Origin of the sequence: Acinetobacter sp. TR11, from assembly GCF_027105035.1 — a bacterium.
In the GTDB taxonomy this organism is placed as follows: domain Bacteria; phylum Pseudomonadota; class Gammaproteobacteria; order Pseudomonadales; family Moraxellaceae; genus Acinetobacter.
Genome location: NZ_CP114256.1, coordinates 1,072,847 through 1,099,013, shown reverse-complemented (window position 1 = coordinate 1,099,013; position 26,167 = coordinate 1,072,847). Strand labels below are relative to the sequence as shown.

Annotated in this window: 31 protein-coding genes and 1 pseudogene; 24 read left to right on the top strand and 8 right to left on the bottom strand. The window is 39.4% G+C overall.

What is annotated here, in order from left to right:
• The first annotated feature begins 8 nt into the window (after positions 1–8).
• Both O1450_RS05320 and O1450_RS05315 read left to right on the top strand, forming a co-directional pair.
• The gene (locus tag O1450_RS05320; protein ID WP_269229970.1) at positions 9–1,079 is read left to right on the top strand and encodes a sulfate/molybdate ABC transporter ATP-binding protein; all 1,071 of its coding nucleotides are present in this window, start codon (positions 9–11) and stop codon (positions 1,077–1,079) included.
• Positions 1,080–1,144: 65 nt separating this feature from the next.
• Positions 1,145–2,068 carry a CysB family HTH-type transcriptional regulator gene (locus O1450_RS05315; RefSeq protein ID WP_269229969.1) on the top strand — a complete coding sequence of 308 codons (924 nt, stop codon included), beginning with the start codon at positions 1,145–1,147 and terminating at the stop codon, positions 2,066–2,068.
• 104 nt (positions 2,069–2,172) lie between these two features.
• Here O1450_RS05315 and carO read toward each other — a convergent pair whose 3' ends face one another.
• Complete coding sequence (carO, locus tag O1450_RS05310; protein WP_269229968.1) at positions 2,173–2,925, bottom strand: ornithine uptake porin CarO; 753 nt, start codon at positions 2,923–2,925, stop codon at positions 2,173–2,175.
• Positions 2,926–3,214: 289 nt separating this feature from the next.
• Between carO and dapD the strand changes: the two genes are divergently transcribed.
• The 8 genes from dapD (at position 3,215) to O1450_RS05270 (ending at position 8,383) form a co-directional block, all read left to right on the top strand.
• Positions 3,215–4,036 (top strand): 2,3,4,5-tetrahydropyridine-2,6-dicarboxylate N-succinyltransferase, encoded by an 822-nt coding sequence (gene dapD / locus O1450_RS05305; protein ID WP_269229967.1) that lies wholly within the window; start codon positions 3,215–3,217, stop codon positions 4,034–4,036.
• A gap of 117 nt (positions 4,037–4,153) precedes the next feature.
• On the top strand, positions 4,154–4,864 hold the full coding sequence (gene queE, locus O1450_RS05300) for a 7-carboxy-7-deazaguanine synthase QueE (RefSeq protein ID WP_004661217.1): 711 nt from the start codon (positions 4,154–4,156) through the stop codon (positions 4,862–4,864).
• 77 nt (positions 4,865–4,941) lie between these two features.
• Positions 4,942–5,610: a 7-cyano-7-deazaguanine synthase QueC gene (queC, locus tag O1450_RS05295; RefSeq protein WP_269230425.1), complete on the top strand. Its 669-nt coding sequence runs from the start codon at positions 4,942–4,944 to the stop codon at positions 5,608–5,610.
• A 30-nt stretch (positions 5,611–5,640) separates the two neighbouring features.
• Positions 5,641–6,057, top strand: coding sequence for a hypothetical protein (locus tag O1450_RS05290; RefSeq protein ID WP_269229966.1), 417 nt, complete (start codon positions 5,641–5,643; stop codon positions 6,055–6,057).
• A 91-nt stretch (positions 6,058–6,148) separates the two neighbouring features.
• The gene (locus O1450_RS05285) at positions 6,149–6,835 is read left to right on the top strand and encodes a diphthine--ammonia ligase (protein ID WP_269229965.1); all 687 of its coding nucleotides are present in this window, start codon (positions 6,149–6,151) and stop codon (positions 6,833–6,835) included.
• Positions 6,836–6,854: 19 nt separating this feature from the next.
• Positions 6,855–7,319 (top strand): peroxiredoxin, encoded by a 465-nt coding sequence (locus O1450_RS05280; RefSeq protein WP_269229964.1) that lies wholly within the window; start codon positions 6,855–6,857, stop codon positions 7,317–7,319.
• A 113-nt stretch (positions 7,320–7,432) separates the two neighbouring features.
• Positions 7,433–8,008 (top strand): CAP domain-containing protein, encoded by a 576-nt coding sequence (locus O1450_RS05275; RefSeq protein WP_269229963.1) that lies wholly within the window; start codon positions 7,433–7,435, stop codon positions 8,006–8,008.
• Between the two features lie 12 nt (positions 8,009–8,020).
• Entirely contained in the window at positions 8,021–8,383 is a 363-nt protein-coding gene (locus O1450_RS05270; RefSeq protein ID WP_269229962.1) for a glyoxalase superfamily protein, read from the top strand.
• Here O1450_RS05270 and O1450_RS05265 read toward each other — a convergent pair whose 3' ends face one another.
• Positions 8,384–8,764 carry a nuclear transport factor 2 family protein gene (locus tag O1450_RS05265; protein WP_269229961.1) on the bottom strand — a complete coding sequence of 127 codons (381 nt, stop codon included), beginning with the start codon at positions 8,762–8,764 and terminating at the stop codon, positions 8,384–8,386.
• A 20-nt stretch (positions 8,765–8,784) separates the two neighbouring features.
• On the opposite strand from O1450_RS05265, the pseudogene O1450_RS05260 reads away from it, so the two are divergent.
• A pseudogene (locus tag O1450_RS05260) lies at positions 8,785–8,965 on the top strand (LysR family transcriptional regulator); the annotation flags it as partial.
• Here O1450_RS05260 and O1450_RS05255 read toward each other — a convergent pair.
• On the bottom strand, positions 8,962–9,537 hold the full coding sequence (locus tag O1450_RS05255; protein ID WP_269230424.1) for a nicotinate-nicotinamide nucleotide adenylyltransferase: 576 nt from the start codon (positions 9,535–9,537) through the stop codon (positions 8,962–8,964). The pseudogene O1450_RS05260 and the gene O1450_RS05255 sit on opposite strands and share 4 nt — an antisense overlap.
• Before the next feature lie 108 nt (positions 9,538–9,645).
• Here O1450_RS05255 and O1450_RS05250 point away from each other — a divergent pair, with 108 nt between their 5' ends.
• Positions 9,646–10,446 carry an enoyl-CoA hydratase-related protein gene (locus O1450_RS05250; RefSeq protein ID WP_241335303.1) on the top strand — a complete coding sequence of 267 codons (801 nt, stop codon included), beginning with the start codon at positions 9,646–9,648 and terminating at the stop codon, positions 10,444–10,446.
• Between the two features lie 104 nt (positions 10,447–10,550).
• Positions 10,551–11,312, top strand: a complete 762-nt coding sequence (locus O1450_RS05245) for a nitroreductase family protein (protein ID WP_269229960.1) — start codon at positions 10,551–10,553, stop codon at positions 11,310–11,312.
• Here the strand turns inward: O1450_RS05245 and O1450_RS05240 are convergent, their stop codons facing one another.
• The 5 genes from O1450_RS05240 to purL all read right to left on the bottom strand — a co-directional run bounded on the left by O1450_RS05240 (position 11,313) and on the right by purL (position 16,725).
• Positions 11,313–11,627 (bottom strand): NGG1p interacting factor NIF3, encoded by a 315-nt coding sequence (locus O1450_RS05240; RefSeq protein WP_269229959.1) that lies wholly within the window; start codon positions 11,625–11,627, stop codon positions 11,313–11,315.
• A gap of 1 nt (position 11,628) precedes the next feature.
• On the bottom strand, positions 11,629–12,018 hold the full coding sequence (locus O1450_RS05235) for a hypothetical protein (protein WP_269229958.1): 390 nt from the start codon (positions 12,016–12,018) through the stop codon (positions 11,629–11,631).
• A 39-nt stretch (positions 12,019–12,057) separates the two neighbouring features.
• Positions 12,058–12,315 carry a hypothetical protein gene (locus O1450_RS05230; RefSeq protein ID WP_269229957.1) on the bottom strand — a complete coding sequence of 86 codons (258 nt, stop codon included), beginning with the start codon at positions 12,313–12,315 and terminating at the stop codon, positions 12,058–12,060.
• 227 nt (positions 12,316–12,542) lie between these two features.
• A complete protein-coding gene (locus O1450_RS05225; protein WP_252151854.1) occupies positions 12,543–12,671 on the bottom strand; it encodes a KGW motif small protein in 129 nt (42 codons plus the stop codon).
• A gap of 223 nt (positions 12,672–12,894) precedes the next feature.
• On the bottom strand, positions 12,895–16,725 hold the full coding sequence (gene purL, locus O1450_RS05220; protein WP_269229956.1) for a phosphoribosylformylglycinamidine synthase: 3,831 nt from the start codon (positions 16,723–16,725) through the stop codon (positions 12,895–12,897).
• A gap of 465 nt (positions 16,726–17,190) precedes the next feature.
• Between purL and O1450_RS05215 the strand changes: the two genes are divergently transcribed.
• From O1450_RS05215 to pal, 11 genes are all read left to right on the top strand, one after another.
• Positions 17,191–18,531 (top strand): deoxyguanosinetriphosphate triphosphohydrolase, encoded by a 1,341-nt coding sequence (locus tag O1450_RS05215; protein ID WP_269229955.1) that lies wholly within the window; start codon positions 17,191–17,193, stop codon positions 18,529–18,531.
• A gap of 61 nt (positions 18,532–18,592) precedes the next feature.
• On the top strand, positions 18,593–18,865 hold the full coding sequence (locus tag O1450_RS05210) for a type II toxin-antitoxin system TacA family antitoxin (RefSeq protein WP_269229954.1): 273 nt from the start codon (positions 18,593–18,595) through the stop codon (positions 18,863–18,865).
• Entirely contained in the window at positions 18,862–19,359 is a 498-nt protein-coding gene (locus O1450_RS05205; protein ID WP_269229953.1) for a GNAT family N-acetyltransferase, read from the top strand. The genes O1450_RS05210 and O1450_RS05205 overlap by 4 nt, the downstream gene beginning before the upstream one ends.
• A 34-nt stretch (positions 19,360–19,393) precedes the next feature.
• A complete protein-coding gene (ruvA, locus tag O1450_RS05200) occupies positions 19,394–19,996 on the top strand; it encodes a Holliday junction branch migration protein RuvA (RefSeq protein WP_269229952.1) in 603 nt (200 codons plus the stop codon).
• A gap of 18 nt (positions 19,997–20,014) precedes the next feature.
• Positions 20,015–21,010, top strand: a complete 996-nt coding sequence (ruvB, locus tag O1450_RS05195; RefSeq protein WP_269229951.1) for a Holliday junction branch migration DNA helicase RuvB — start codon at positions 20,015–20,017, stop codon at positions 21,008–21,010.
• 173 nt (positions 21,011–21,183) lie between these two features.
• Positions 21,184–21,591, top strand: a complete 408-nt coding sequence (gene ybgC, locus O1450_RS05190; RefSeq protein ID WP_004661168.1) for a tol-pal system-associated acyl-CoA thioesterase — start codon at positions 21,184–21,186, stop codon at positions 21,589–21,591.
• A 26-nt stretch (positions 21,592–21,617) separates the two neighbouring features.
• The gene (gene tolQ / locus O1450_RS05185; protein WP_269229950.1) at positions 21,618–22,316 is read left to right on the top strand and encodes a protein TolQ; all 699 of its coding nucleotides are present in this window, start codon (positions 21,618–21,620) and stop codon (positions 22,314–22,316) included.
• Positions 22,316–22,768: a protein TolR gene (gene tolR / locus O1450_RS05180; protein ID WP_269229949.1), complete on the top strand. Its 453-nt coding sequence runs from the start codon at positions 22,316–22,318 to the stop codon at positions 22,766–22,768. Before tolQ ends, tolR begins: the two co-directional genes overlap by 1 nt.
• A gap of 3 nt (positions 22,769–22,771) precedes the next feature.
• Positions 22,772–24,166, top strand: coding sequence for a cell envelope integrity protein TolA (gene tolA, locus O1450_RS05175; protein WP_269229948.1), 1,395 nt, complete (start codon positions 22,772–22,774; stop codon positions 24,164–24,166).
• A 96-nt stretch (positions 24,167–24,262) separates the two neighbouring features.
• Positions 24,263–25,546, top strand: a complete 1,284-nt coding sequence (gene tolB, locus O1450_RS05170) for a Tol-Pal system beta propeller repeat protein TolB (protein WP_269229947.1) — start codon at positions 24,263–24,265, stop codon at positions 25,544–25,546.
• A gap of 22 nt (positions 25,547–25,568) precedes the next feature.
• Positions 25,569–26,138 (top strand): peptidoglycan-associated lipoprotein Pal, encoded by a 570-nt coding sequence (pal, locus tag O1450_RS05165; protein WP_018677182.1) that lies wholly within the window; start codon positions 25,569–25,571, stop codon positions 26,136–26,138.
• Positions 26,139–26,167: the final 29 nt, after the last annotated feature.

Below are 26,167 nucleotides of genomic sequence, written 5' to 3'. Positions count from 1 at the left end.
ATGAACACATGAGTATTCAAGTTAAAAATATTGAAAAACACTTCGGTGCATTCCATGCACTCAAAAATATCTCTTTAGACTTTCCTGAAGGTGAATTAGTTGCTTTGCTTGGTCCTTCAGGCTGTGGAAAAACAACATTATTACGCATCATCGCGGGTTTAGAATCTGCTGATCATGGTCAGGTTCTTCTTGAAGGTGAAGATGCGACCAATATTCATGTTCGTGAACGTCAAGTCGGTTTTGTATTTCAGCACTATGCCTTATTTCGCCATATGACTGTGTTTGATAATATTGCTTTTGGTTTACGCGTTCGCCCACGTGCAACTCGTCCATCAGAAGCCGAAATTAAAAAACGTGTCACGCGCTTATTAGACTTGGTTCAACTGGGTTTCTTAGCTGATCGTTACCCTGCTCAACTTTCAGGTGGACAACGTCAACGTATTGCACTAGCACGCGCCCTTGCCGTAGAACCACGTGTTTTATTACTCGATGAACCGTTTGGTGCACTTGATGCCAAAGTTCGTAAAGAACTACGTCGTTGGTTACGAACCTTACATGATGAACTACACATCACATCAATTTTTGTTACCCATGACCAAGAAGAAGCCTTAGAAGTTGCGGATCAAATCATCGTCATGAACAAAGGTGATGTTGAACAAATCGGTTCACCTCGTGAAGTGTATGAAAAACCTGCAACCCCCTTTGTTTTTGATTTCTTAGGTCAAGCAAATCGTTTTGAAGGTGAACATACAGGCGGTATTATCCGTATCGGTGATGATCGCATTCAATTACCGACATCATTGGAAGCACCGCAAGGAAAAGTGATTGCATTTGCACGACCAAATGAATTACATATTCATACCCGACCTCAAGCGAATACGATTAAGGCAACGTTTATACGTGAGGTCTGGATTGCGGGCAAAGTCATTGCGGAATTACAAGATTGCAGTGGACGTACCATTGAGATTTTACTTAGTGTAGAAGAAGCAAATTTACATCAATTTAGACCAAATCAAACCGTCTGGATTAGTGCGGCTCAACTTCATTTATTTGCAGACCAAACGACTCAAGTTGCTTAGAATAATATCTTGAGGGCGGTTAAATAAATTTGATCGTTCCTCATCTTTTATGTGGAAAAATTATTATGAACTTTCAACAACTCAGAATTATTCGAGAAACTGTTCGCCAAAACTTTAATTTAACTGAAGCTTCTGCGGCACTTTATACCTCCCAATCTGGTGTCAGTAAACACATCAAAGATTTAGAAGATGAATTGGGTGTACAGCTCTTTGTACGCAAAGGTAAACGTTTACTTGGTTTGACTGAACCCGGTCAATCCTTATTAAGTATTGTGGAACGGATGTTGGTCGATGCTGACAATATTAAACGTCTAGCTGATGACTTTAATAAAGTTGATGAAGGTACATTAACGATTGCAACCACGCATACCCAAGCACGGTATGTTCTTCCACCGATTGTGAATCAATTTAAAAAATTATTCCCAAAAGTACATTTGGTTTTACAACAAGCGAGTCCTGTTGAAATCGCAGAAATGCTACTCCAAGGTGAAGCAGATATTGGTATCGCAACTGAATCTTTGACGACGGAAGAGAACTTAGCAAGCGTACCTTATTATGAATGGCATCATAGTATCATTACACCTAAAGACCACCCTTTGACTAAGTTAGATAAAATTAGTTTAGATGTATTAGCCGAATATCCATTAATCACATATCACGGTGGTTTTACAGGACGTTCAAAAATTGATAAAGCATTTGAAGATGCTCATCTACATGCTGACATCGTGATGTCCGCTTTGGATGCCGATGTCATTAAAACTTATGTAGAACTCAATATGGGGGTTGGGATTGTCAATGATGTCGCCTATGACAATGATAAAGACTACCGTTTAGAACAATTAAAAACTGATGTTTTTGGAGTGAATACAACATGGATTGCTGTGCGTAAAGGACATCTTTTACGTGGCTATGGTTATGAGTTTATTTCTTTATGTTCGCCAAAAACAAATATCAAAGAACTTAAAAAAGTTGCTTATCCTGAAGAATAAATCAAACAAAATTAATGGCTTTACTATTGACCATTTATTTTGACCTTAAATCTGAGCATAAAAAAACGAGCTTTAAGCTCGTTTTTTTATGTAGAGTTGGTGGATTAGAACTTAAAGCTCACACCCACTTTAGCCACTGGCATCCACTCATATTTACTTTTGTTAGCAATTTTGTCTTGCTCATCAGCAACCGCCTGATCAATCGGCTTAGCTCCATTAACACCTTTTAAGTTGTAAGCATCAAGTTTTACATCAGGGTTACCTGTGTAGTAGGCACCAACCTCACCAAACAAACCAATATTTTTATACACTGGTGCATTCAAACCTAAACCGACATAAGGCGCGATGTTATTTTTATATGACATTTTGCCACGTACACCACCCTCTTGCCCAGCATTAACAACTTCATAATCATTGTTGTCAATTGTTAAAGTACGACCTGCTGATGTACGTTTTTGAAGATCATAATCATTATCGAGATAGCCAACACCTGCTGCTACATAAAGCGAACGAGCGAACGCATTTTGACTCGCACCCCATGGATAAAGTTCAGCATTCAAATATGTGTTGTTATTCTCCATATCAAGATCATATTTGGTGCCATCAATTTTGACATCATCAGACCATGAAATATCACCACCATTATAACCAAGACTTAAACCTACATAAGGATTAACACGGTAGGAAATTGCACCACCGTAACCTGTTGTACCGACCTCAGCACGAACTGAAACTGGATTTAAATAAGAAGGGAATGCATAAACCGATTCCTTCACAACTTGCTCATCAGCTGCAAATGTAGAACCTGCAATTACTGTTAAAACACTCGCTGCTAACACAACACGCAAAGCTTTCATTGATGTCTCCTCAAAAATGCTCTTATTAAATATAATTGTTTCTGTATACGCATCATAAAAGATCGACAGATAACTTTTTATACAGAAACTGATTACTTTTTGTTATTTTTTGATACAAATTAAGGATAATTGTATAATTAAAAATTATAGATAAAAAACAACACACTCCGAGTTTATTACAATCTTATTGCTTATATTTAAAACAATTTATTGTAACGACTTTTTTCAAAGATTCTTGTGTCAAATTAGTGTAAAATCTCGGAAATTTATTTTTGGAAGAATGAAGATCATGTCTCAGCTTTCTACAATCATCGAGCAAGCCTTTGAAGACCGTGCAAACTATAGTGCAGCAGATTGCCCTACTGAAATTCGTCAAGCTGTTGAACAAGCATTAACGGGTTTAGACAATGGTACACTTCGTGTCGCTGAAAAAATCGATGGTGAGTGGGTTGTTCACCAATGGCTAAAAAAAGCTGTTTTACTTTCATTCAAACTGAATGACAACCAGCCAATCGAAGCATGTGATCTACAGTTTTATGACAAGGTTGCAACAAAATATTCAGGTTGGACTGAAGAACAATTTAAAGCTGCTGGTGTCCGTGTTGTACCACCTGCTGTTGCTCGTCGTGGTAGCTTCCAAGCGAAAAATGTCGTATTGATGCCATCGTATGTCAATATTGGTGCTTATGTAGATGAAGGTACCATGGTTGATACATGGGCAACTGTGGGTTCATGTGCTCAAATCGGTAAAAACGTTCATTTATCTGGTGGCGTTGGTATCGGTGGCGTACTCGAACCATTACAAGCAAATCCAACGATTATTGAAGACAACTGCTTCATCGGTGCTCGTTCAGAAATCGTTGAAGGTGTGATTGTTGAAGAAGGTTCAGTGATTTCAATGGGTGTCTTCATTGGTCAATCAACTAAAATCTTTGATCGTGAAACTGGTGAAATCCACTATGGTCGCGTACCAGCAGGTTCAGTCGTTGTTGCAGGTAGCCTTCCATCAAAATGTGGTACTTACAGCCTTTACGCTGCAATTATCGTGAAAAAAGTTGATGCGAAAACACGTGCAAAAACTAGCTTGAACGATTTATTACGCGCAGACTAATTTATAACGTTTCTCGGAGTCTCATCGCTCCTCGTCTCTACGATCAGCTATGGTCGTAGAGATTTTGTTTTTTTATGTACTTGCTGCTTATGTAGCAACTGTTTGTGGTAACTATTTATGGCTTCCTTACGCTCTTCTGCAATTCCTGTGTCTGATCCTGCGGCTGGTTTACGTATTACCGAGATCTTCTATTCTTTGCAAGGCGAAGCGAATACTTTTGGTTTACCGACCGTTTTTATTCGTTTAACGGGTTGTCCTTTACGTTGTAGTTATTGTGATACGACTTATTCATTTGAAGGTGGCGAACGTTTATCCCTTGAACAGATTATCGAAACAGCAAGCCAGCATAAAACACCTTATATCTGTGTGACAGGTGGCGAACCGCTTGCACAACCAAACTGTCTGATTTTATTACAACGTCTTTGTGATCTTGGATTTGAAGTTTCACTTGAAACCAGTGGTGCTTTAGATGTATCGAAAGTTGACCCTCGTGTTTCTAAAGTGTTGGATTTAAAAACACCAACGTCAAAAGAAGACCATCGTAATTTATATAGTAATCTTGACCATCTCACCCCACATGACCAGATTAAATTTGTGATTTGTAATCGTGCTGACTATGAGTGGTCAAAACAGCAACTTGAACAATTTCAGTTGCAAGATAAAGTAAGTACGGTATGGTTCTCACCAGCCTTTGCTATCGAAAAAGGTGCTGTCGGATTGCCTGCTTTGGCTCGCGATTTAGCACAGTGGATTTTAGATGACCATCTCCCTGTTCGCTTTCAATTACAGTTACATAAGCTGTTATGGAATGATGAATCTGGTCGTTAAAATACTAAACATATCCGTTCTGCAAAATAGATCGGCTTTTATCAAATTTATTTTTAGGTTGAATCATGGAAAATAATATGCGTTCTCGTGCCATCGTATTATTGTCTGGCGGCTTAGACTCAACAACGTGTCTTGCTTGGGCACAAGCAAATTATGATTGTATTGCATTAAGCTTTATGTATGGGCAACGCTCAACGACCGAACTTGATGCAGCCAAAGCACTTGCACAACGTGCAGGTGTAGAACATCGTGTAATTAATATTGATTTAGGCAATTTAGGCGGCTCTGCGCTTACAGATCATAACATTGATGTACCTGAACAATTACAAGAAGGGATTCCTGTAACTTATGTTCCAGCGCGTAACACCATTTTCCTTTCATATGCCCTTGCAGCAGCAGAAGTTTTTGACGCTCAAGCCATTGTGATTGGTGTCAATGCTGTTGATTATTCAGGATATCCAGATTGTCGCCCAGAATTTATTGACGCTTTTGCCAATCTTGCACGTTTGGCAACAAAGGCAGGTGTGGAAGGAAAACCCCTTAAAATTGAAACACCTTTGTTACATTTATCCAAAGCGAATATTATACGCTTAGGTATCGAACATGGCGTAGACTATAGCCAAACAGTATCCTGCTATCAGGCAGATGCTCAAGGACGTGCCTGTGGCAAATGCGACAGTTGCCGTTTACGCCAACAAGGTTTCATCGAAGCAGGTATTACGGACCCTACACGTTATACTGAATAAACGATATAGGGCAATCATTAGGTACAATATATGAAGTTTTTAAAATCAAATCTTATTCTTTCTACAATGATGTCAGCGACTGCTTTATTTGCAATGGCAACTCACGCAGCTGATAATCCATTACAAGCTGCATATAAAAGTACCAATATAAAAGCTGGTTTAATTAATGTTTGTAAAGACCAATCTGCGAAAGGCGGTAAATTAACAGCTGCAGAAGTTAGTAAATATTGCTCTTGTACTATTGAAGCTCAAGGTAAAGTAACCGAAGCACAAAAATGGGAAATGCAAAGTGCTGTCAATGCGAAGAAAAATCCCAACACACTTCCATTTGTACAACAGGGATATAAAGATGTACAAGCTTGCTTAGGTGCACCACTGGTCTCTAAGCTTGAAAAGTTAACTGAAGAAGCGATGAAATCAGCTCAAAAACAAGCACCAAAGTCTTAACTTTGAGCTAAGCCCAAAAGCCTGCATTGATGCAGGCTTTTTTATCAGCTCTGTTAAAATTTCTTTTATCTTGAATAAGTTGAATTACACCATGCAGGATCAATGGAAGACCAATACCCATCAACGACAATGTATTGTTTCATTTAGTGGGGGGAAAGACAGTTCACTTGCCCTGTACCATACCATGCAAACAGGCAAAGCGACTGGATTGATTGTCATGCTAGAAGAACAAGGTCAACGCTCTCGTTCACATGCGATGCCACTCGATATTATTCAAGCACAAGCAGATGCGATTGGTTTACCTGTATTTACGACTTCTTCAAGTTGGGCTGATTACGAAAGTAAATTTATTGAGCTTTTAAAACAAGCTAAACAACAAGGTGCAGAAGTACTGGTCACAGGCGATCTAGATATGCCTAAATATGGTTGTTGGCATGATCGTGTAACTCAACACGTTGGGCTTAAATTGGGTATGCCCCTTTGGTTACGTCCTCACCGTGAAGTCGTTGAGGAGTTTATTCGCTTAGGATTTCGCAGTATCGTCGTGACCGTTAATCTTAAACTAGGCATGAAAGTAGAAGATCTGGGTAAAATTCTCACTCTCGACTATATTCAAGAATTAGAAAATCGCGGGATAGACCCATGTGGCGAAGGTGGTGAGTTCCATACCACAGTTATTGATGGGCCAATTTTTAACAAAGCAATTCCTGTACGACAGGGTGATATTGTTTATCATGAAGAATATGCTTTTTTACCACTTGAACTAGACCAACTTTAGTTTTATTGAAGGAATCGAAATGTCTGAGAATATTCAACTACCGAATCATACTTTTCCAACAACACAAGGTGAAGTGAATCTAGCTGAACTCACCAATGAATGGTTAGTACTCTATTTTTACCCAAAAGATTCAACACCAGGCTGTACGACTCAAGCGATCGGCTTTTCATGCTTAAAAGATCAATTTGATGCCTTAAATTGTCAAATTATTGGAGTATCAAGAGATTCTGTCAAAGCACATCAAAATTTTACTGAAAAACAAGCACTCACAATTGATTTAATTAGTGATAAAGAAGAAGTGTTATGCAAACATTTTGATGTGATTAAAGAAAAAAATATGTATGGCAAACAAGTGATGGGCATTGAGCGTTCAACTTTTATTTTTCACAACAAACAGTTAGTGAAAAGCTATCGCAAAGTCAAAGCTGCTGGGCATGCTGAACAAGTATTGGAAGATCTAAAAGCATTGCAAGGCACTTCATAATGTTGAGTAACAAAAAAGCGAGTTGTGTACTCGCTTTTTTGTTATGGGTAAATTGCCCACTGCTTACACCTTAACGTATGATAAAAAGATTAAAATAATTAAAGATATTTACAATGAATTATCGCAGCCTAGTTTATTTGTTTCCTTTATTTTTTATACTCTCAGGTTGTAATGCTAATGCGCCACAAACCGCAATGACTGAAGAAAACTTAGTCTCTGTACCACAAATTCAAATCGAAACAACAGAAATCCATTGCCAAGATTTACAAAACCCTGCCTATCAGCAAGTGATTATCCATGCCATCAATGAAATTCGTCAGCATCCACGCCAATGTGGTCAGCAACATTTCGCTGCTGCTGCACCCTTAACATGGAATCAGCACTTATATCAAAGTGCTTTTGCTCATGCCGAAGATATGGCAAGTCACAACATGCTTGGACATAGCAGCAGCACTGGATTAGATTTAAAAGCACGTCTAAAACAATCTGAATTTAAAGGTCGAGGTGGCGGTGAAAATGTTGCAAGAGGACAAAAAAATTTAAATGAAGTGATGTCAGTATGGCTTACGAGCCCAGTACATTGTAGTAATCTAATGCATCCTAAGTTTACCGACTATGCCATTGCCTGTACATCTGACCAATCCACCAAACAAAAGAGCTACTGGACGCAACAATTTGGTGTTCGCTAGCAAGGACGAATAATGCAATCTGGTTCAATCACCCCTATTTTCCGTATTTTTGATATTGAATTAGCTCAAACATTTTATCTAGATTATTTAGGCTTCCAACTCGACTGGCAGCACAAATTTGCAGACAATTTACCTTCATATTTACAAATATCCAAAGATGATTGCATTATCCACCTAACAGAACATTTTGGTGATGCGAGTCCACATAGCGCAATTCGTATTTACTGGGAAAATCTTACTTTGTTACATACTGAACTTGAGGCAAAGCACTATCAATTTGCTAAACCTCAAATCGAAAAAACAGACTGGGAAACATTAGAACTCAGTATGACTGATCCTTTTTCAAATCGACTGATCTTTTGGGAAGATGCTTAATCAATCCGCTAAAGTTTGATAATGGAAGACTTTAGAAATAATTTTCCATTCACCCTGTTTTTGTACCAATGTCAGTGCATCATAAAAATATTTAGGTTCAATCACACATTCAACATGTACCATCGCTAACTGATCATGAATCAAATTGATCGCAATAACCTTATCTTGTCTTAATTGGTTTTGAGATGCGGGTGAAATACGCTTTTCCACAATAGAGAAATAAGTATCCATATCTAACTTAAGCATAGGCTCATCCGTTGTATTGATATAAGTAGCATCGGAATGAAATACATTCTTCAATTTATCTACATCACAAAAGTACAGACCATCAAAGTACTTTTCGAGTTGCTGTTGAATCTCAGTTATCGAATTATTTTGCATTTTATGTACCTATTATTTGTCTATTACAAACCTATCGTTTTATTGTAGAAAAAGAGCTTAAAAATGGAGATTTTATTGAAGTCCTTACGGAATTTTCAGGTAGTTCACGCCCATTTTCTTTACTTTATCCATCAAAAAAAACACGAATCATTCCATATTCGTGTTTTCATCGATTTTCTGATTAAAGAACTAAAATCTTAAAAACACTCATTTAAATTACTTTTATCACCTGCAAGATATTTACGCTGCAATTCCGCATAGACTTTTGTATTTTTAAATTCAGTCAGAAATTCAATCGTACCTTTTGGGAAAAATTCGGTTTGAATCTCTCCCCGATAATAGGCTTCTCGCATCGGTGTGGCTGAAATAGAATCTCTTAGACTGTCTAGCTCCACCATTTCCCATTCTGGAAATAAAGCTAAATAATACGAAGATTCATCTTTGAAATGACCGATCAAACCTACTTTTGCATTTGGCTGAACCACTTGATTGACCAATGTTTTGACTTGTTTGACCCATTTTTCATCGTTATAAACATCAATCACATGCACAAAATGGATGCGCTTTTGATCCGCCTCAGAAAAATTGGACAGAATCATTTGCTCACGTTCAGTGGCTAAAAATGGATTTTTGATATTCCGTTCTGATTGCGCAGAACCCAATGCTAAGACTACATGTTGACTCTGTTGTAACGCAATTTCAATCGTTTGTAGATGCGCTAAATGAAAGGGCTGAAAGCGTCCAATAAAAACAAGATAGTCAAATGTGTACATAGGCGTAATTTCACTTTTTGTGAACTCATCAGTTGTGCCATTCAAGCAAATATACGACATAATGAGATCACTTAAAAAATCAATCTGGATTAAAGCAAGGATAGTACGATGACGCTTAGCTGTATTCAACAACCTCATCAACATTTGCAAGCAAATTTAGAAGATGGCGTACTCACCTTAGCCATTAACCGCTCAGAAGCAAAAAATGCACTTTATGGTGAACTTTACCTCTGGATCGCACAAGCTTTTGATGAAGCTGACGCGAGTAAAGATGTTCGTGTCGTCATTTTCCGTGGTGCAGAACAAGACTTTACTGCGGGTAATGACATGAAAGACTTCATGAGCTTCATCCAAAAGCCACATGAAGGCAAAGCAGGTGATCAACCACCATTTGTATTATTAAAAGCAGCAGCACGTTTTTCTAAGCCATTAATTATTGCTGTGAAAGGCGTTGCGATTGGTATCGGTGTGACCATCTTATTACATGCTGATATCGTATTTTCAGACAATACTGCCCTGTTCCAAATTCCATTCGTAAGCCTTGGTCTTTCTCCAGAAGGCGCTGCAAGTCGCTTACTGGTGAAACAAGCAGGCTATCAAAAAGCAGCTGAATTGTTATTCACAGCGAAAAAATTTGATGCAGAAACCGCTGTCAAAGCAAACTTGGTCAATGAAATTGTTGAAGATGTTTATGCAACAGCTCAAAAAACAGCTCAACATTTAGCGGCTTTACCACTCGCATCAATCAAGCAAACCAAAGCACTGATGAAACAAGATTTAGCTGAAATCATCGCTTGTGTAGATGATGAGGCGGAAATCTTTATGCAGCGTGTACGTTCACCTGAAATGATGGAAGCGGTACAAGCATTCATGCAAAAGCGTAAACCAGATTTCTCTCAATTTAACTAATTAAACTGAGAAATGATGAAAAACCACTTAGTTTAAAAAACTAGGTGGTTTTTTTATTTTGCATCCCAATATGGATATAAACACTTAAGGAAAATACATCGCTCATGACAGATCAAACAAAAACCGAAAAGAATCGTTATTACGAAGCTGCACCACAGGATATTGATGTGGCTAACTTTCGCAAAGTGATTGAAAGTCGCCGTTCCGTGCGTAAATTTACCGATAAAGCGATTCCAACTGAAATTTTAGATGATTGCTTAGATTTGGCATTACTTGCGCCCAACTCATCAAATTTACAGCCTTGGACTTTTTATGTGGTGCAAAATCCAAGTAAGAAAAAACAATTAGTCAAAGCTTGCTTAGGGCAACTTGCGGCTAAAACCGCTGCTGAATTAATTGTATGTGTGGCACGTACAGATCGTATTGATGAAATGGCAAAACGAAATATTAGCGAATTTCCATTTCCTGAAGCTCCTGCGATGGTACAAAAATATTATCGTTTTATTCCATACAATTATAAAACAGGTTACTTTAATGCATTAGGTAACTTTAAAAAAGTTGCATTTAAAGTAGTGCGTACCTTAGATAAACAATTACCTGTAACCGCTTTTAACCCTGCTGACACCCAACTTTGGGCGACAAAAACCACTGCATTAGCCTGTGAAAATCTAGTATTGGCTTTACGTGCCTATGGTTTTGACAGCTGTATGATGGAAGGCTTTGATGAACCTTTAGTTCGTAAAATTTTAAAATTAAATGGTCAACAGTATCCTGTCATGGTGATTGGTGCAGGTGAACGGGCTACAGATGGTGTGTTCTTCCCGCAATATCGTTTTGATCGTGATTTATTTATTCAAAAAGTATAATTATTCAATATCTAATATTTGCAGAAATTCAAAGGCAGGCTCTTCATAAGGATGGCTTGCTTTTAATGCCCTTGCTACAGCACTGGCTTTCTCTTCTGAGACAATCGTTTCAACTCGCCATTCTTCAAGTTGATCTAGTTCGTCTAATTGTCCTAAAAATGGATTTGCACCTTTAACTGGCTTAAATTGCCCCATTCCTTTCACTTGCCAAGCACAATGTTCATAATTGCCAATTCCACCGGCCCCTGCTTCAAACACAGCAAGTTTGGTTGACTCTAGATGAGAGTCTGGAACGTAATAAATAAGTTTAAGCATTTCAGTTTACTAAATTATCGAGTTTAATTTTTATAGCATAAAGTTTTGCATAGCATTCAATTCCTTGAACTAGATCCCTTTCAATATCTATGTCACCCAAACATTCTTTTCTTCTTTCCGAAACTATTTCAGAATTTAGTTTTATATATAAAAAGGTTGGTTGGTCTTCATTGTTAAAATCATCTATATTATTTTTTTCTTTTTTATGAATAACTTTTAATTGCATGTATTGATCAAACATCAAAATATCTAGTACTTTTTTAATATCTAGTTTTAAAGCGTTTATACATTCAAATTGTTCGATTTTTTTAAACAATTTAATAAATGGATCAACTCTTTCATCAATCACTGAATTATATGCATCACTGACCAAATACTCAGTACTCTTCATTATTAAAAATCTAAATAGCTCCTTTCTAGCCTCTTTTAGCTATTCTATAGTCTTCTCAGCTTCCGATCTTAACTCTTTTATTTTGACGCCATTTCCTGCAATCGAAAACTCTTGAACTTCTGAAGCAAAAGCTATAATTAGTCCAATCACGGAAAATCCAAGACTTAAAGCAACGAATTCAGCTCCAGTTATTTTTTCTAACACAATTAAAAGCCATAAACCACAAGCTATTCCAACCAAACCAACAAGAATTCCAAAAACAGTATTAATCTTTGATTTGCTCTTTTTATCTTTCAATTTTTATCTCATAAAATTTTATAACTAACCCATAATATCAAAAGAAAAAAAATAATTAACAATATTTGAGCACATGACTTGCGACATGGATGTCACACGTTAGACTGTGGGACAGGACGTCCCATCAGTCTAACAAAAGGGTTTTGTTACTTTTGCCCAATCAAAAGTGAAAATAAAATTCTTATAAAGAAAAAACCGCCTCATGGCGATTTTTTAATTCTCAAAAATCACACCTGCAACATATAACCCAAAATCAAAAAGATCAATTGCAAGCTCAAAATCACAGCAAACAACTTCCATCCTTTTTTACGCAACGCAGACTTATCGACTGCTTCGTATGTAACTGTTTTAATCATGTCATCACCTCATACATGAGTATTGATACTGAACTTGTTTAGTGATCCATCTTTCTTCTATTGTGCATGATATTTGTGCATTTATTACACAATATCACTTTTACATAAATATAAAAGCAAAATCTAAACCAACTTCAACGGGAGAAATAAAAAATTAAAAAAACAAAAAGACAATTCAATAAAAAAGCCACCCGAAGGTGGCTTTCAAAACACAGACTTCAGATTAACCAATAAATTTACGTGCGTTACGGAACATACGTAACCAAGCACCATCTTCAGCCCAATCTTCAGGCTTCCATGAATGTTGTAGGGCACGGAAGTTACGTTCTGGATGCGGCATCATCACTGTTGCACGACCATCTTTAGAAGTTTGACCTGTAATCGCCTCAGGTGAACCATTCGGGTTCAATGGATAGTGTTGAGTTGGATGACCCAAGCTATCTACATAACGCAAGATCACTTGATTTTCAGCATTTAAAGCTGCAAGTTGTTGTTCTGTTGCAACTAAACGACCTTCACCATGCGCAACAGCGATTGGTAAAATCGAACCTTGCATATCTTCGAGCAATACAGAAACAGATTTTTCTACACGAACGTTCACGGCACGCGCTTCAAATACTTCTGAAGTATTACGGTGGAAACGGCCCCAATGCTCTGCACCTGGAATCAGTGGTGCAAGTTGCGACATCATTTGACAGCCGTTACATACGCCTAAGCTGAAAGTGCTCTCACGATGGAAGAACTGTTCGAACTGATCACGTAATTTCGGGTTGAACAATACTGATTTCGCCCAGCCACCACCAGCACCCATTACGTCACCGTATGAGAAGCCGCCACAAGCCACTACACCTTCGAAGTCGCTTAAACTCACACGACCTGCAAGCAAATCACTCATGTGTACGTCGATGGTATTGAAACCAACTTTATCAAAGGCAGCGGCCATTTCAACATGACCATTGACACCTTGCTCACGCAAGATTGCCATGTTTGGACGACGTGTATTGATAAACGGCGCTTCAACTGGCTCATTTAAGTCATAAGTTGCTTGAGCAATTAAACCTTTGTGGTTTTTATCTGCAATTAAAGCAAATTCTTGATCAGCTGTTTCAACGTTATCACGTAAGCGTTGGATCTGATGCGATACTTCTGCCCATGCTTGTTGTAATTCAGCACGTTCTAAAGTCAAGCCATCTACCGCCAATTGATCGGTTGTATTGACACGGCCCACAACTGCAATTGCATCTTTCAAACTTGATGCTGCAACTTCAACTTCTAATTGCGCCCAATCAGCTGCTGTGATTTGTAGTACAGCACCAATTTCTTCAGCAAATAAACTTTCAGTGGTTTGATTTTCTAAAGCAACACCTAAGCGTGAAGCAAACATCATTTCAGCAACAGTCGCCAATAGACCGCCATCACCGATGTCATGGTAAGCCTTAATCACGCCACGATTGTTCCAGTCTTGGATCAAGGCAAAAAATGCTTTGAAATCATCAAAACTATCAACATCTGGAGTTACTGAACCAATCGCTTTATATACTTGTGCAAGGATTGAACCACCTAAACGGAATTGACCTTTAGATAAATCAATACGTACAAGCACTGAGTCTTCTAAATTCTTAAGTTCAGGTGTTAAGGTTTTACGAACATCTAGAACTGGTGCAAATGCAGTGATTACCCCTGTCATTGGAGAAGTAACGGCTTTGTCTTCACCATCATTCCAAGTGGTACGCATTGAAAGTGAGTCTTTACCGACTGGAATTGCGATGCCTAATGCAGGACACATTTCCATACCAATCGCTTTCACACCCTCAAATAAGGCTTGATCTTCACCTTTTTGACCTGCCGCAGCCATCCAGTTTGCAGAAAGCTTGATATCACTGATTTGTTCAATGTTGGCACAGGCAATATTGGTAATTGCTTCGGCAACCGCTAAACGTGCAGATGCAGCAGGATTTAACAAAGCAACTGGTGGACGTTCACCCATTGCCATTGCTTCACCAGTGAAACCTTGCAAGCTTGTAGTCGTTACTGCTGCATCTGCTACAGGAACCTGCCAGCGACCCACCATCTGATCACGTGCAACCATACCTGTAATCGAACGGTCACCAATGGTGATCAAGAATGATTTAGATGCAACTGTTGGATTTTTCAATACACGGAAAATCGCATCTTTTAAATCAACTTTCGCAGCATCAAAGTCGTTACCCGTATGCTCAATCGTTTCATACGAACGTTGCATACGCGGTGTACCGCCTAAAATCACCTGCATTGGAATATCGACAGGCTTGTTCTCAAACAAAGGATCTTCAACAGTTAAGTGACGCGCTTCAGTCGCCTCACCCAATACCGCAAACGGACAACGCTCACGTGCACAAATTTCTTCAAATTGCTCTAAAGACTCTGGGCGAATGGCAAGCACATAACGCTCTTGCGCTTCATTTGACCAGATTTCCATCGGGCTCATACCTGGCTCTAATGATGGAATTTTACGCAGGTTAAGCACTGCACCCAACTCATGATCATTCACAAGTTCTGGCATAGCATTAGATACACCACCTGCACCCACATCATGTACAGACACAATTGGGTTAAAGTCTTCTAAGCGCCAGCATGTATCGATGACTTCTTGGCAACGGCGTTCCATTTCTGGGTTTTCACGTTGCACCGAAGCAAAGTCTAAGCTCTCACCCATAGTACCGCTGTCTACAGAAGACGCTGCACCACCGCCAAGACCGATCAACATTGCAGGACCACCCAATACAATGAGCAAGTCACCTGGTTGAATTGCATCTTTTTCAACATGGTCAGGACGGATGTTACCGTAACCACCTGCAATCATAATCGGCTTGTGGAAGCCTTTCACGTCACCATTGACATTTTGTTCAAAAGTACGGAAATAACCATTTAATGCTGGACGACCAAATTCGTTGTTAAACGCCGCACCACCCAATGGACCTTCAATCATGATTTGTAATGGCGATGCCATACGTGAAGGTTTACCGTAATTATCTTCCCAAGGTTGTTCAAAACCAGGGATATTTAAGTTTGAAACCGTAAAGCCTGTTAGACCTGCTTTTGGTTTACCACCACGACCTGTTGCACCTTCATCACGGATTTCACCGCCCGAACCTGTTGCAGCACCTGCAAATGGAGCGATTGCAGTTGGATGGTTGTGTGTTTCAACTTTCATTAAAATATGAGCAGCTTGGCTCTTATATTTATAAACGAAATGACCATTTTCATCCGCTTTTGGATAAAAACGCATGGTGTCATAACCCACGATCACAGACGCGTTATCTTTATATGCTGATAACACATCCGTTGGTGATTCTTTATAGGTATTTTTAATCATTTGGAACAATGATAATGGCTGTTTTTCACCATCAATTGTCCATTCAGAACCAAAGATTTTATGACGACAGTGTTCAGAGTTTGCTTGTGCAAACATCATCAATTCGATGTCGTTTGGATTACGACCGAGTTTGGTAAATGCTGCAACTAAATAATCAATTTCTTCGTCAGAGAGCGCAAAACCAAATTCATTGTTGGCTTTCACTAACGCTTCTTTACCTTGGCTCAAAATATCAATTGAGTTCAATGGTTTCGGCGCTGTTTCTAAGAATAAAGCTTTTGCATCATCAATCTGAGCAAAAACACTCTCTGTCATACGGTCATGTAAGGCCAATTTCACTTCGTTCGAAATCTCTTTCACACCTTTTAGTGTAAATAGCAGACCACGTTCTAAACGGTGAATTGGCGTATTACAGTTTTGGAAAATATCCGTTGCTTTAGATGACCACGGCGAGATTGTGCCGACACGTGGTGTTACTAAAATTTGGATTTCATCACTTGCAGCTTGGCGAAGTTCGAAAGATTGACCATCGTTTAAAAGTTGTAATGCCGATTGATGTTGCTGCTCGTTGAGCGCTTGATCAAACAAATAAACCCACTGGCTGTCAAAAGATTGAACAGAACTCATTGACGCTAAACGGTTTAAGAGTTGAGCTTTCTTAAAAGAAGAATGTGCTGATGCACCGGCCACGATAAACATGTTGACTTTGGCTCCACGGGCGGGTCTAACGAACCTACCACAATGTGACTTATGAGAGAGCGCATATTCTACTGTGAAAGGCTCATTTCAGCTAGCTATATCCATCTTAAAAATCAGAGTTTTCTACTGCAAATGGCTTAATTTCTTGTAGCTTTATCCATTTTAATTTATTCGTAACAATTCATTTAGCCTGCTGTGTAAATCATATTTCTTGTTTGCAATTCTTCTTTTGTAGAAATACCAAACTGAAAAAAGAATTGATCATTGCCTGTAAATGACTCTTTTACGCCACCATCAACACCTTATACAAGCAACATATACGCACCAACAAATGCCTTAAATTATGATTGAATACAAAACTATAAACGACAACATACTTATCCAAGACGACTTATGTCGCCCTAGTCTAGTGCTTTAATCTTTTTTTTGGCATGATGCTCTTGAACTCATAGTGAATAATGATGAATGGAACAAATGCGTTGGTTGGAATTGCTGTCTGCAATTCGTTTAGGCAGTAAAAAAAGCAGTACCGAATTGGCTCGAAGCCCCTTCCACAAAGATTATGACAGAATTATATTTTCCCAAAGTTTTCGTCAACTCAATAGAAAAACACAGGTTCATCCACTTACACAACATGATGGCATTCACACTCGACTGACTCATTCGCTTGAAGTCTCTTGTATTGGTCGTTCACTTGGCATGTTAGCCGCAGAAAAAATCAAAGATGAATTACCGATGTGGATTTCCCCAGCAGATGTTGGCGCAATCATTCAAGCAGCTTGTTTAGCACATGATATTGGTAATCCTCCGTTTGGACATGCAGGAGAATATGCGATTCGTGAATGGTTTGATGATGCGTCACATCGTGACTTTCTCAGCCAATTAACGCCCGAAGAATCCGCCGATGTTCGTCAATTCGAAGGCAATGCACAAGGACTTCGCTTGCTTAGTCGGATTGATTACCACCCTGATGATGGTGGTATGCGTTTGACCTGTGCCACACTTGGTGCTTATTTAAAATATCCGTGGTTATCTAAAACGATTGAAGAACAAGGCGATACACCCTCGCACCAAAGAGCAAAATTTGGTTGCTATCAATCTGAAAAAGAAATCTTAAAACAATTAGCTGAACAACTCGGCTTGATTCAACTTGGCGAGTATCACTATTGCCGTCATCCGCTCACCTATTTATTAGAAGCTGCAGATGATATTTGCTACGCACTGATTGATTTAGAAGATGGCATTATTCTGAACATGTTGAACTATGCCGAAGTTGAGCCAATCTTTCTGAATCTAATTGCGGATTTCGGTCTACCAGAAGAATTACACTTACCCCATACCACATGGCAGCAAAAAATCGCAGCTTTACGTGGGCGTGTAATGAAACGTCTAGTTGATGAAGTCACCACTGCTTTTGCTAAACATCATTATGAAATTTTAACGGGTCAGCTTAAAGGCAGTCTTTTACAATATTGCTCACCCGATATTGAAATAGGTATTCAAACAGCGAAGAATCTTGCCAGAGATCGAATTTTTGAACATCCTCAAAAATCTGGTTTAGAAATTATTGCGCATCAAAGCTTACAAACAATTTTGGATGCCTTTATCCCGCTGACTATGCCACATAAAACTCTAAGCTTTAAAGAGCAGCGTTTGATGTCAATTTTGCAACATTCAGGCGTAAATCTACAAAACAACCACTATAATAATATTATGCAAGTTCTAGATATTATTAGTAAGTTCTCAGATCATCAAGCCTATAGCTTGGCGCAAGAGTTACAAGGCAATAAAGTAGGTTTTTTTTAAATTAACAAATCACTATTCGTGTGCCATAATGGCACATAAATTTCAATTTAGTAGGTGAATCATGTCAGCCTATCATCCCCGAATTACAGCTCGTGTTGATGAGCAAACACAAGCGTTATTGCTGCAAGCTGCCAATTTATTGGGTATGCCAAGTTTGAATGCATTTGTGCTCAGTGCCGCAATTGAAAAGGCTAAACAAGTTCTGATTCAAGAGCAAAGCTTACAACTCAATGAAAAAGATGCATTGGCATTAATAACAGCATTGGATCAACCTATTCAAGTTCATTCAAAACTCAAACAAGCGGCTCAACATTATCATCAAACACAAGAATGAATATTATTTTACTGGATAAACAACAGCATGATCGGCAACGTTTTGACTGCAAAAATCAGGTGTTGAATCAGTATTTAAATCAAATCGCTAGCCAAGAAGCAAAAAAAGACAATGCCCGAACCTATGTCCTCATTGATCCCGTCAACCCTGCATGGATTATGGGATTTTATACATTAACCATGACCTCATTAGACCTGTCATCATTGCCACAAAGCTTGCAAAAAAAACATGCTTCTGTGCATTCAGCAGGCTTAATTGCACGTTTGGCAGTGGATCATCGTTATCAGAAGCAAGGTCTAGGGGCAATTTTATTATTAGATGCCTTACACCGCCTATATCAAGCGAGTGCAATTGTGGCATTTCCACTGGTATTAGTTGATGCAAAAGATGGAATTGCTGAATTTTATCAACAATACGGATTTCAGGCATTGAGCCAATATCCAAACAAACTGTTTATGACAATGAAAGACATTGCTCATAACATTTCAACCTAATTTTTTAAATCATTTTACTTTAGAAGATAATTTCATGATCGGATGTTTAATTGGCGAAGTGTTTGCCCTAGAAGCCCCAACCGTATTGCTTAATGTAAACGGCGTTGGTTATGAAATAGATACGCCGCTTTCAACATTTTGCCAATTACAAAAAGGACAAAAAGTCACTTTATGGACACATTTGGTGGTTCGAGAAGATGCGCAACAACTGTATGGTTTTAGTGATGCGCAAGAGAAAATTATTTTCCGTACTTTACTCAAGGTCAATGGTGTCGGCCCTAAAATGGCGCTCGGTATTCTTTCAACATTGAGCGTGGATATGCTCATCCATACAGTTGAACATGGTGATGTAAAAACACTGGTTAAAGTACCTGGTGTTGGTGCGAAAACAGCAGAACGTTTAATGATAGAACTGCGTGATCGTTTTAAAGCATTCTCAAGTACGACCGTTTCAAATAATTCAACATCAACCCAAATACAGTTCACTGGAAACTCTGCTGTTGCAGAAGCAGAAGCCGCTTTACAATCACTGGGCTATAAACCACTTGAAGCACAAAAACTAATTCAAGCTGTTAAAGCTGACTTTACTGAAGCAAGCGATATTATCCGAGCTGCGCTTAAATCATTGAATAAATAAAGATAGACTGAATTCATTATGCAAGACCGTTTAATCAGTGGTTCTGAAAAACCAGAAGATCATTTTGATCGTGCGATTCGCCCAACCTCTCTTGAAGACTATATTGGTCAGCCAGTGGTACGTGAGCAAATGGAAATCTTTATTGGTGCTGCACGAGGTCGGGGTGAAGCACTCGACCATACCTTGATTTTTGGTCCACCGGGTTTAGGTAAAACCACATTAGCGAATATTATCGCGCGCGAAATGGGCGGCAATTTAAAATCTACCTCAGGACCTGTGCTGGAACGAGCTGGTGATTTAGCCGCGATGCTGACCAATTTGGAAGAAGGTGATGTTCTCTTTATTGACGAAATCCATCGTCTATCTCCTGTCATTGAAGAGATTCTTTATCCAGCAATGGAAGACTATCAACTGGACATCATGATTGGTGAAGGTCCTGCTGCTCGTTCAATTAAATTAGATTTACCAGCATTTACCTTAGTTGCTGCAACAACGCGTGCGGGGCTACTCACCTCGCCTTTACGTGACCGCTTTGGAATTGTTCAGCGTTTAGAATTCTATTCTGTTGAGGATTTAACCCATATTGTCACTCGTTCGGCAAATCTCATGGATGTTCCGATTACCAAAGAAGGCTCAACAGAAATTGCACGACGTGCGCGTGGTACGCCACGTATTGCCAATCGTTTATTACGTCGTGTTCGAGATTATGCGCAAGTGAAAGGCACGGGTGAAGTGACACAAGAGATGGCACAACGTGCTTTAGATATGCTGAATGTAGATAAAGATGGTTTAGATACTTTAGACCGTCGTTATCTCAGTATGTTACTTGAGCGTTTTGAAGGTCGTCCAACAGGTGTTGAAGCTTTAGCAGCCGCGATGGCAGAAGACAGTGGAACGCTTGAAGATGTGATCGAACCTTATTTGATCCAACAAGGTTATGTCATGCGAACAGCACGTGGTCGTATTGCAACCAATATGGCGTATTTACAGTTTGGTATGACACCGCCTGAATGAAATTATTAGGTTTCTTTTATAAATCCTTTATTTTCTCATTAATAGAAGAAAATAAAGGCAGTCTAAACAATTATGAAAGAAGTCTAATATGTTATTTATTACTATTCCCATCCTCAGACTGACGCAATATCATTCCCTCAATTGCTTGCAGTATGCAGAAATAGGTTAAGGATATGGCTAATCATTTTGAATTTAATATTCGTGTATATATCGAAGATACAGATGCAGGCGGTATTGTTTACCATGCCAATCACATTCGTTTTATGGAACGTACACGTACTGAATGGCTACGTGCAGCGGGCGTCGATCATTACTGGCATCAACAAGACTACAACTTCGTTGTACATCAAATTCAGGTGAAATATGTACGCCCAATATTAATGGATGACTTAATTACCGTTACAGCACGTGTTATTTCGTGTAAAGCCGCATCTTTTGTGTTGCAACAAAATATTTATCGTGGTGAAATCTTGCTGGCTTCAGGTGAGGTTACGTTGGCGTGTTTAAACAAAGAACTTATGCCGCGTAGACTTCCTGAGGAAATACGTGATCTGATTCAAAAAGAATTAGCACAGGACTAAAAATAAACTTTTCGGCACAGTGACTTATGGCAACTAATTTAGAATCTTCTCTACATATTTCTGACCTGATTTTACAAGCCAGCCCAGTCGTGCAATTGGTCATGCTAATCCTATTACTGGCATCAATTTTTAGCTGGTATTTGATTGCCAAATTACAGATGGGCTTTAAAAAAGCAAGTCAAAATGATGAGCATTTTCAAAAAATGTTCTGGTCAGGTGCCGAATTAAATACGCTCTATAACAACGCTCAGTTAAATTCCAAACGTAACGGCTTAGAAGACATCTTCTATCAGGGTTTGGGTGAGTTTTTTAAACTACAGAAACGCAAAGCAGATACCAATCAAACCATCGAAGGTACTGAACGTATTCTTCGTGTCGGTCTAAGTCGTGATCAAGGTGGTTTAGAACAAGGTTTGGGGGCACTTGCAAGTATCGGCTCTGTTGCGCCTTATATCGGCTTATTCGGTACGGTTTGGGGCATTATGAATGCCTTTATCGGTCTTGCCGCCGTTGATCAAGTTACATTGGCAACCGTAGCACCAGGTATTGCAGAAGCACTTATTGCAACAGCAATCGGTTTATTTGCAGCGATTCCTGCTGTGCTTGCTTTTAACCACTTCACTGCAAAAAGCGAATCAATTTATTCAGATCGTGCATTATTTGCAGAAGAAATGGTCGCTCTTTTACAGCGTCAAGCGATTAGATCGTCACAGGAAGATGCATAATGGCAATTCAACGATCTGGACGTTTTGAACGTATCAAAAAACCACTGAAAAGTGATATGAACGTTGTACCCTATATTGACGTCATGTTGGTACTTTTAGTCATTTTCATGGTCACTGCGCCTATGATTACCAGCGGTATCAAAGTTGATCTGCCCCAAGCCAATAATAATCCTATTGAATCGAAAGATATGCCTGCAATGGTAACGATTGGCAAAGATGGCAATATTTATTTGCAATACCAAGACCACAAAGATAGTGAGCCTCTTTCACTTGAACAGCTTGAAACTATTTTGAGTGATGCTCAAAAGCAAGCAGAACAAGAAAATAAACAACTCACTGTATTGGTCAATGGTGATAAATCTCGTCCTTATGGTGAAGTTGTATCACTCATGGCAAGTTTACAAGAAGCAGGTTTAACTCAAGTTGGTTTACTGACAGATCCATTAAAATAAGTTATGAAAAAATTTCAAGAGCCACCTTTTAAACAAAATGCAATTGCGCTAGGTTTTACCCTTGGGGTACATGCAATTGCGATTGTTGGCTTGCTTTTCTTAGGTCTAAGTAAACCGCCTGAGCAACCTAAAAAACTGACCACAATTTTAGTTAAACCAGAAGATTTGCCACCGCCGATGGCTAAACCTGTAGAACAGGAAACGGCTACTAAAAATCAAGCGGAAGAAATATTAAGCCCTGTTGTAGATAACACTCAACCTGAAAATCTTCCGATCACCCCTCCAACGCCGACTGCACAACAACTCGCTGATGCTAAACAAAAAGCTGAGCAGCAAAAACAAGCTCAATTAGCAGAACAAAAACAGAAAGCTGAAGAAGCAGCAGCTCAAGCAAAACAAGCAGAAGAACGTCAAAAACGGGCAGAAGCTCAAGCTCAGAAACAACGTGCTGATGAGGAAGTAAAACGCAAAACAGAGCAAGCCGCCAAAGACAAAGCTGCTGCTGATAAAGCGTCAAAGGACAAAGCTGCTGCTGATAAAGCAGCTAAAGACAAGGCCGCTGCCGATAAAGCTTCTAAAGACAAAGCCGCTGCTGATAAAGCTGCTAAAGACAAGGCTGCTGCTGATAAAGCTGCTAAAGACAAGGCTGCTGCTGATAAAGCTGCTAAAGACAAAGCCGCTGCTGATAAAGCTGCAAAAGACAAAGCCGCTGCTGATAAAGCTGCAAAAGACAAAGCCGCTGCTGATAAAGCTGCAAAAGACAAAGCCGCTGCTGATAAAGCAGCTAAAGACAAGGCCGCTGCTGATAAAGCAGCTAAAGACAAGGCTGCTGCTGATAAAGCTTCTAAAGACAAAGCTGCTGCTGATAAAGCTGCAAAAGACAAGGCCGCTGCCGATAAAGCTTCTAAAGACAAAGCCGCTGCTGATAAAGCTTCTAAAGACAAAGCCGCTGCTGATAAAGCAGCTAAAGACAAAGCTGCTGCGGATAAAGCTGCTAAAGACAAAGCCGCTGCTGATAAAGCAGCTAAAGACAAAGCGGATGCCGAAAGAGCCGAAGCAGATGCAAAAGCGGCGGCTGCTAAAAAGGCAGAGCAAGAGGCAGCTCAAAAAAAAGCGGATGTTAAACGAATTGCAGACTCCACTAAAGCAGCGTTTAAAAGCAAAATTAGCAGAGCTTGGGAAGTACCTTTAGCTTCTCAAGGAAAATCAATTACAGTTAATATTTCACTTGATGCAAACGGGAATGTAATATCAGTTGTTGCGAATAGCAGCGATTCAGATTTAAAAGCGAGTGTAGAAGCCGCAGTAAAACAAGCATCCCCCCTACCAATGCCTGATGATCCAGATATTGTGAAGCAACTTCGTCGCGTCACAATTACATTCATTGCAAAACAGTAATGAATAGTTAACGTTACATGCTTTTAATAGAACAAAGCATGTAACTATGTTAAAAAATCAACAGCCACAAAAATACGAACACAAGTAATTGCAACTATGGATAAGACTCGTAAACACCTCATCTCTCTGGCAGTTTTTACTGCGATCAGCGCAATTGTTCCGACAGCAGCTTTTGCACAATTACACCTTGAAATTGCAAAAGCGCCTGAACAAGCGCCTAAAATTGCAATTATCCCTTTTACAAATGACAGCTCGCTTTACCCAATTATTGAGAATGACTTAAATCGTTCAGGTCGATTCACAAGCGCATCTCAAAACTTACCTGCAACTGCAAGCATCAACCAAATCCAAGCTGGTGATTGGCAAAATGCAGGTGTGCCCTATGTGGTAGTTGGTCAAATTAAAACCATCGATGCGAACACATTTGAAATCCATTACCAACTCTATGATATACAAAAACAACAATATTTATTAAACGAAGTTCTAACCGTACCAAGTAATCGCGTTCGTCAAGCTGGGCATATGATCAGTGATGCGATATACCAAGCACTGACTGGTATTGCTGGTGATTTTAGCGGTCGTATTGCCTATGTATTACGTAATCCAGAAACCCCTGCTCAACGCTATACATTACAAATTGCTGATACGGATGGCGAACAGCCTAAAACGGTACTGTCATCACGAGATCCAATCCTCTCCCCAACATGGACACCTGACGCTAAAAAAATTGCTTACGTCTCTTTCGAAACTAAACGCCCTGCAATTTATATTCAAGATTTAGCAACAGGTCAACGTGAGGTTTTGGCGAGCTTTAAAGGCTTAAATGGTGCACCAAGCTTCTCACCTGATGGGCAATCCATGCTTTTCACTGCCTCTATGCATGGTAATCCTGAAATTTATCAGATGAATTTAAATACGCGCCAACTACAACGTATGACCAATGACTCAGCGATTGATACTGAAGCACGTTATGCACCTGATGGAAAATCATTTATTTTCACCTCAGATCGTGGCGGTTCTCCACAAATTTATCGCTATAGTTTTGATGATAGTTCAGTCAAACGTCTAACCTTCAAAGGTGCATTTAATGCACGGGGTACTTTAAGCGCTGATGGTAAAAAGATTGCTTTAGTTCATCGACCAAGTGGTAGTAACTACAAAGTCGCACTGCAAGATATTAGTACAGGGATTACTAATATATTGACACCAACCAGTTTAGATGAATCACCAAGTTTCTCTCCGAATGGGCAGATGGTTGTTTATGCAACACGTGAAGGTAACCGCGGCTTACTCTCTATTATGTCTACAGATGGTCGTTTCCGTATGAATTTACCAAGCGAACAAGGTGAAGTTCGTGAACCAGCTTGGGCACCAAAATAAATTTGATCAATTGGAGAATCACATGAATATTAAATACCTGACACTTCCATTGTTGGCGGCGACAATTGCATTCACAGGTTGTGCAAGCCGTAAACCTGCTGCTGAAATCACAGCGGGCAATACAGCACCAAATACCTCAACCACGGTAAGCACTGACGGACTAAGTGAAGATGCTGCATTAAATGCACAAAACTTGGCTGGCGCTTCATCAAAAGGGGTAACTGCCGCGAACAAAGCATTTTTAGCGAAACGTGTCGTTCACTTTGATTACGATAGCAGCGATCTATCAAATGATGACTATCAAACACTTCAAGCACATGCTCAATTTCTCATTGCAAATGCCAATTCTCGTGTCGCATTAACAGGTCATACTGATGAACGTGGTACGCGTGAATACAATATGGCCTTGGGCGAGCGTCGTGCGAAAGCTGTTGAAAGTTATTTAATTACCAATGGTGTAAGCCCTCAGCAACTCGAAGCTGTGAGCTATGGTAAAGAAGCACCTGTAAATACAGGACATGATGAAGCGGCTTGGAAAGAGAATCGTCGTGTAGAAATTAACTATGAAGCCGTACCACCATTATTAAAATAATCATTTAGTATTTCAGTTTCCAATAAAAA

Coding starts and splice junctions, on each gene's coding strand:
- tolQ (WP_269229950.1), top strand. CDS start 21,618: ATGGCAACTAATTTAGAATCTTCTCTACATATTTCTGACCTGATTTTA.
- ruvB (WP_269229951.1), top strand. CDS start 20,015: ATGCAAGACCGTTTAATCAGTGGTTCTGAAAAACCAGAAGATCATTTT.
- O1450_RS05270 (WP_269229962.1), top strand. CDS start 8,021: ATGCAATCTGGTTCAATCACCCCTATTTTCCGTATTTTTGATATTGAA.
- tolA (WP_269229948.1), top strand. CDS start 22,772: ATGAAAAAATTTCAAGAGCCACCTTTTAAACAAAATGCAATTGCGCTA.
- O1450_RS05285 (WP_269229965.1), top strand. CDS start 6,149: ATGCAGGATCAATGGAAGACCAATACCCATCAACGACAATGTATTGTT.
- O1450_RS05235 (WP_269229958.1), bottom strand. CDS start 12,018: ATGAAGAGTACTGAGTATTTGGTCAGTGATGCATATAATTCAGTGATT.
- O1450_RS05205 (WP_269229953.1), top strand. CDS start 18,862: ATGAATATTATTTTACTGGATAAACAACAGCATGATCGGCAACGTTTT.
- O1450_RS05225 (WP_252151854.1), bottom strand. CDS start 12,671: ATGATTAAAACAGTTACATACGAAGCAGTCGATAAGTCTGCGTTGCGT.
- O1450_RS05275 (WP_269229963.1), top strand. CDS start 7,433: ATGAATTATCGCAGCCTAGTTTATTTGTTTCCTTTATTTTTTATACTC.
- O1450_RS05240 (WP_269229959.1), bottom strand. CDS start 11,627: ATGCTTAAACTTATTTATTACGTTCCAGACTCTCATCTAGAGTCAACC.
- ybgC (WP_004661168.1), top strand. CDS start 21,184: ATGGCTAATCATTTTGAATTTAATATTCGTGTATATATCGAAGATACA.
- tolB (WP_269229947.1), top strand. CDS start 24,263: ATGGATAAGACTCGTAAACACCTCATCTCTCTGGCAGTTTTTACTGCG.
- O1450_RS05265 (WP_269229961.1), bottom strand. CDS start 8,764: ATGCAAAATAATTCGATAACTGAGATTCAACAGCAACTCGAAAAGTAC.
- tolR (WP_269229949.1), top strand. CDS start 22,316: ATGGCAATTCAACGATCTGGACGTTTTGAACGTATCAAAAAACCACTG.
- O1450_RS05255 (WP_269230424.1), bottom strand. CDS start 9,537: ATGTACACATTTGACTATCTTGTTTTTATTGGACGCTTTCAGCCCTTT.
- O1450_RS05245 (WP_269229960.1), top strand. CDS start 10,551: ATGACAGATCAAACAAAAACCGAAAAGAATCGTTATTACGAAGCTGCA.
- O1450_RS05215 (WP_269229955.1), top strand. CDS start 17,191: ATGGAACAAATGCGTTGGTTGGAATTGCTGTCTGCAATTCGTTTAGGC.
- O1450_RS05290 (WP_269229966.1), top strand. CDS start 5,641: ATGAAGTTTTTAAAATCAAATCTTATTCTTTCTACAATGATGTCAGCG.
- pal (WP_018677182.1), top strand. CDS start 25,569: ATGAATATTAAATACCTGACACTTCCATTGTTGGCGGCGACAATTGCA.
- purL (WP_269229956.1), bottom strand. CDS start 16,725: ATGTTTATCGTGGCCGGTGCATCAGCACATTCTTCTTTTAAGAAAGCT.
- dapD (WP_269229967.1), top strand. CDS start 3,215: ATGTCTCAGCTTTCTACAATCATCGAGCAAGCCTTTGAAGACCGTGCA.
- O1450_RS05250 (WP_241335303.1), top strand. CDS start 9,646: ATGACGCTTAGCTGTATTCAACAACCTCATCAACATTTGCAAGCAAAT.
- ruvA (WP_269229952.1), top strand. CDS start 19,394: ATGATCGGATGTTTAATTGGCGAAGTGTTTGCCCTAGAAGCCCCAACC.
- O1450_RS05210 (WP_269229954.1), top strand. CDS start 18,593: ATGTCAGCCTATCATCCCCGAATTACAGCTCGTGTTGATGAGCAAACA.
- carO (WP_269229968.1), bottom strand. CDS start 2,925: ATGAAAGCTTTGCGTGTTGTGTTAGCAGCGAGTGTTTTAACAGTAATT.
- queC (WP_269230425.1), top strand. CDS start 4,942: ATGCGTTCTCGTGCCATCGTATTATTGTCTGGCGGCTTAGACTCAACA.
- O1450_RS05315 (WP_269229969.1), top strand. CDS start 1,145: ATGAACTTTCAACAACTCAGAATTATTCGAGAAACTGTTCGCCAAAAC.
- O1450_RS05320 (WP_269229970.1), top strand. CDS start 9: ATGAGTATTCAAGTTAAAAATATTGAAAAACACTTCGGTGCATTCCAT.
- queE (WP_004661217.1), top strand. CDS start 4,154: ATGGCTTCCTTACGCTCTTCTGCAATTCCTGTGTCTGATCCTGCGGCT.
- O1450_RS05280 (WP_269229964.1), top strand. CDS start 6,855: ATGTCTGAGAATATTCAACTACCGAATCATACTTTTCCAACAACACAA.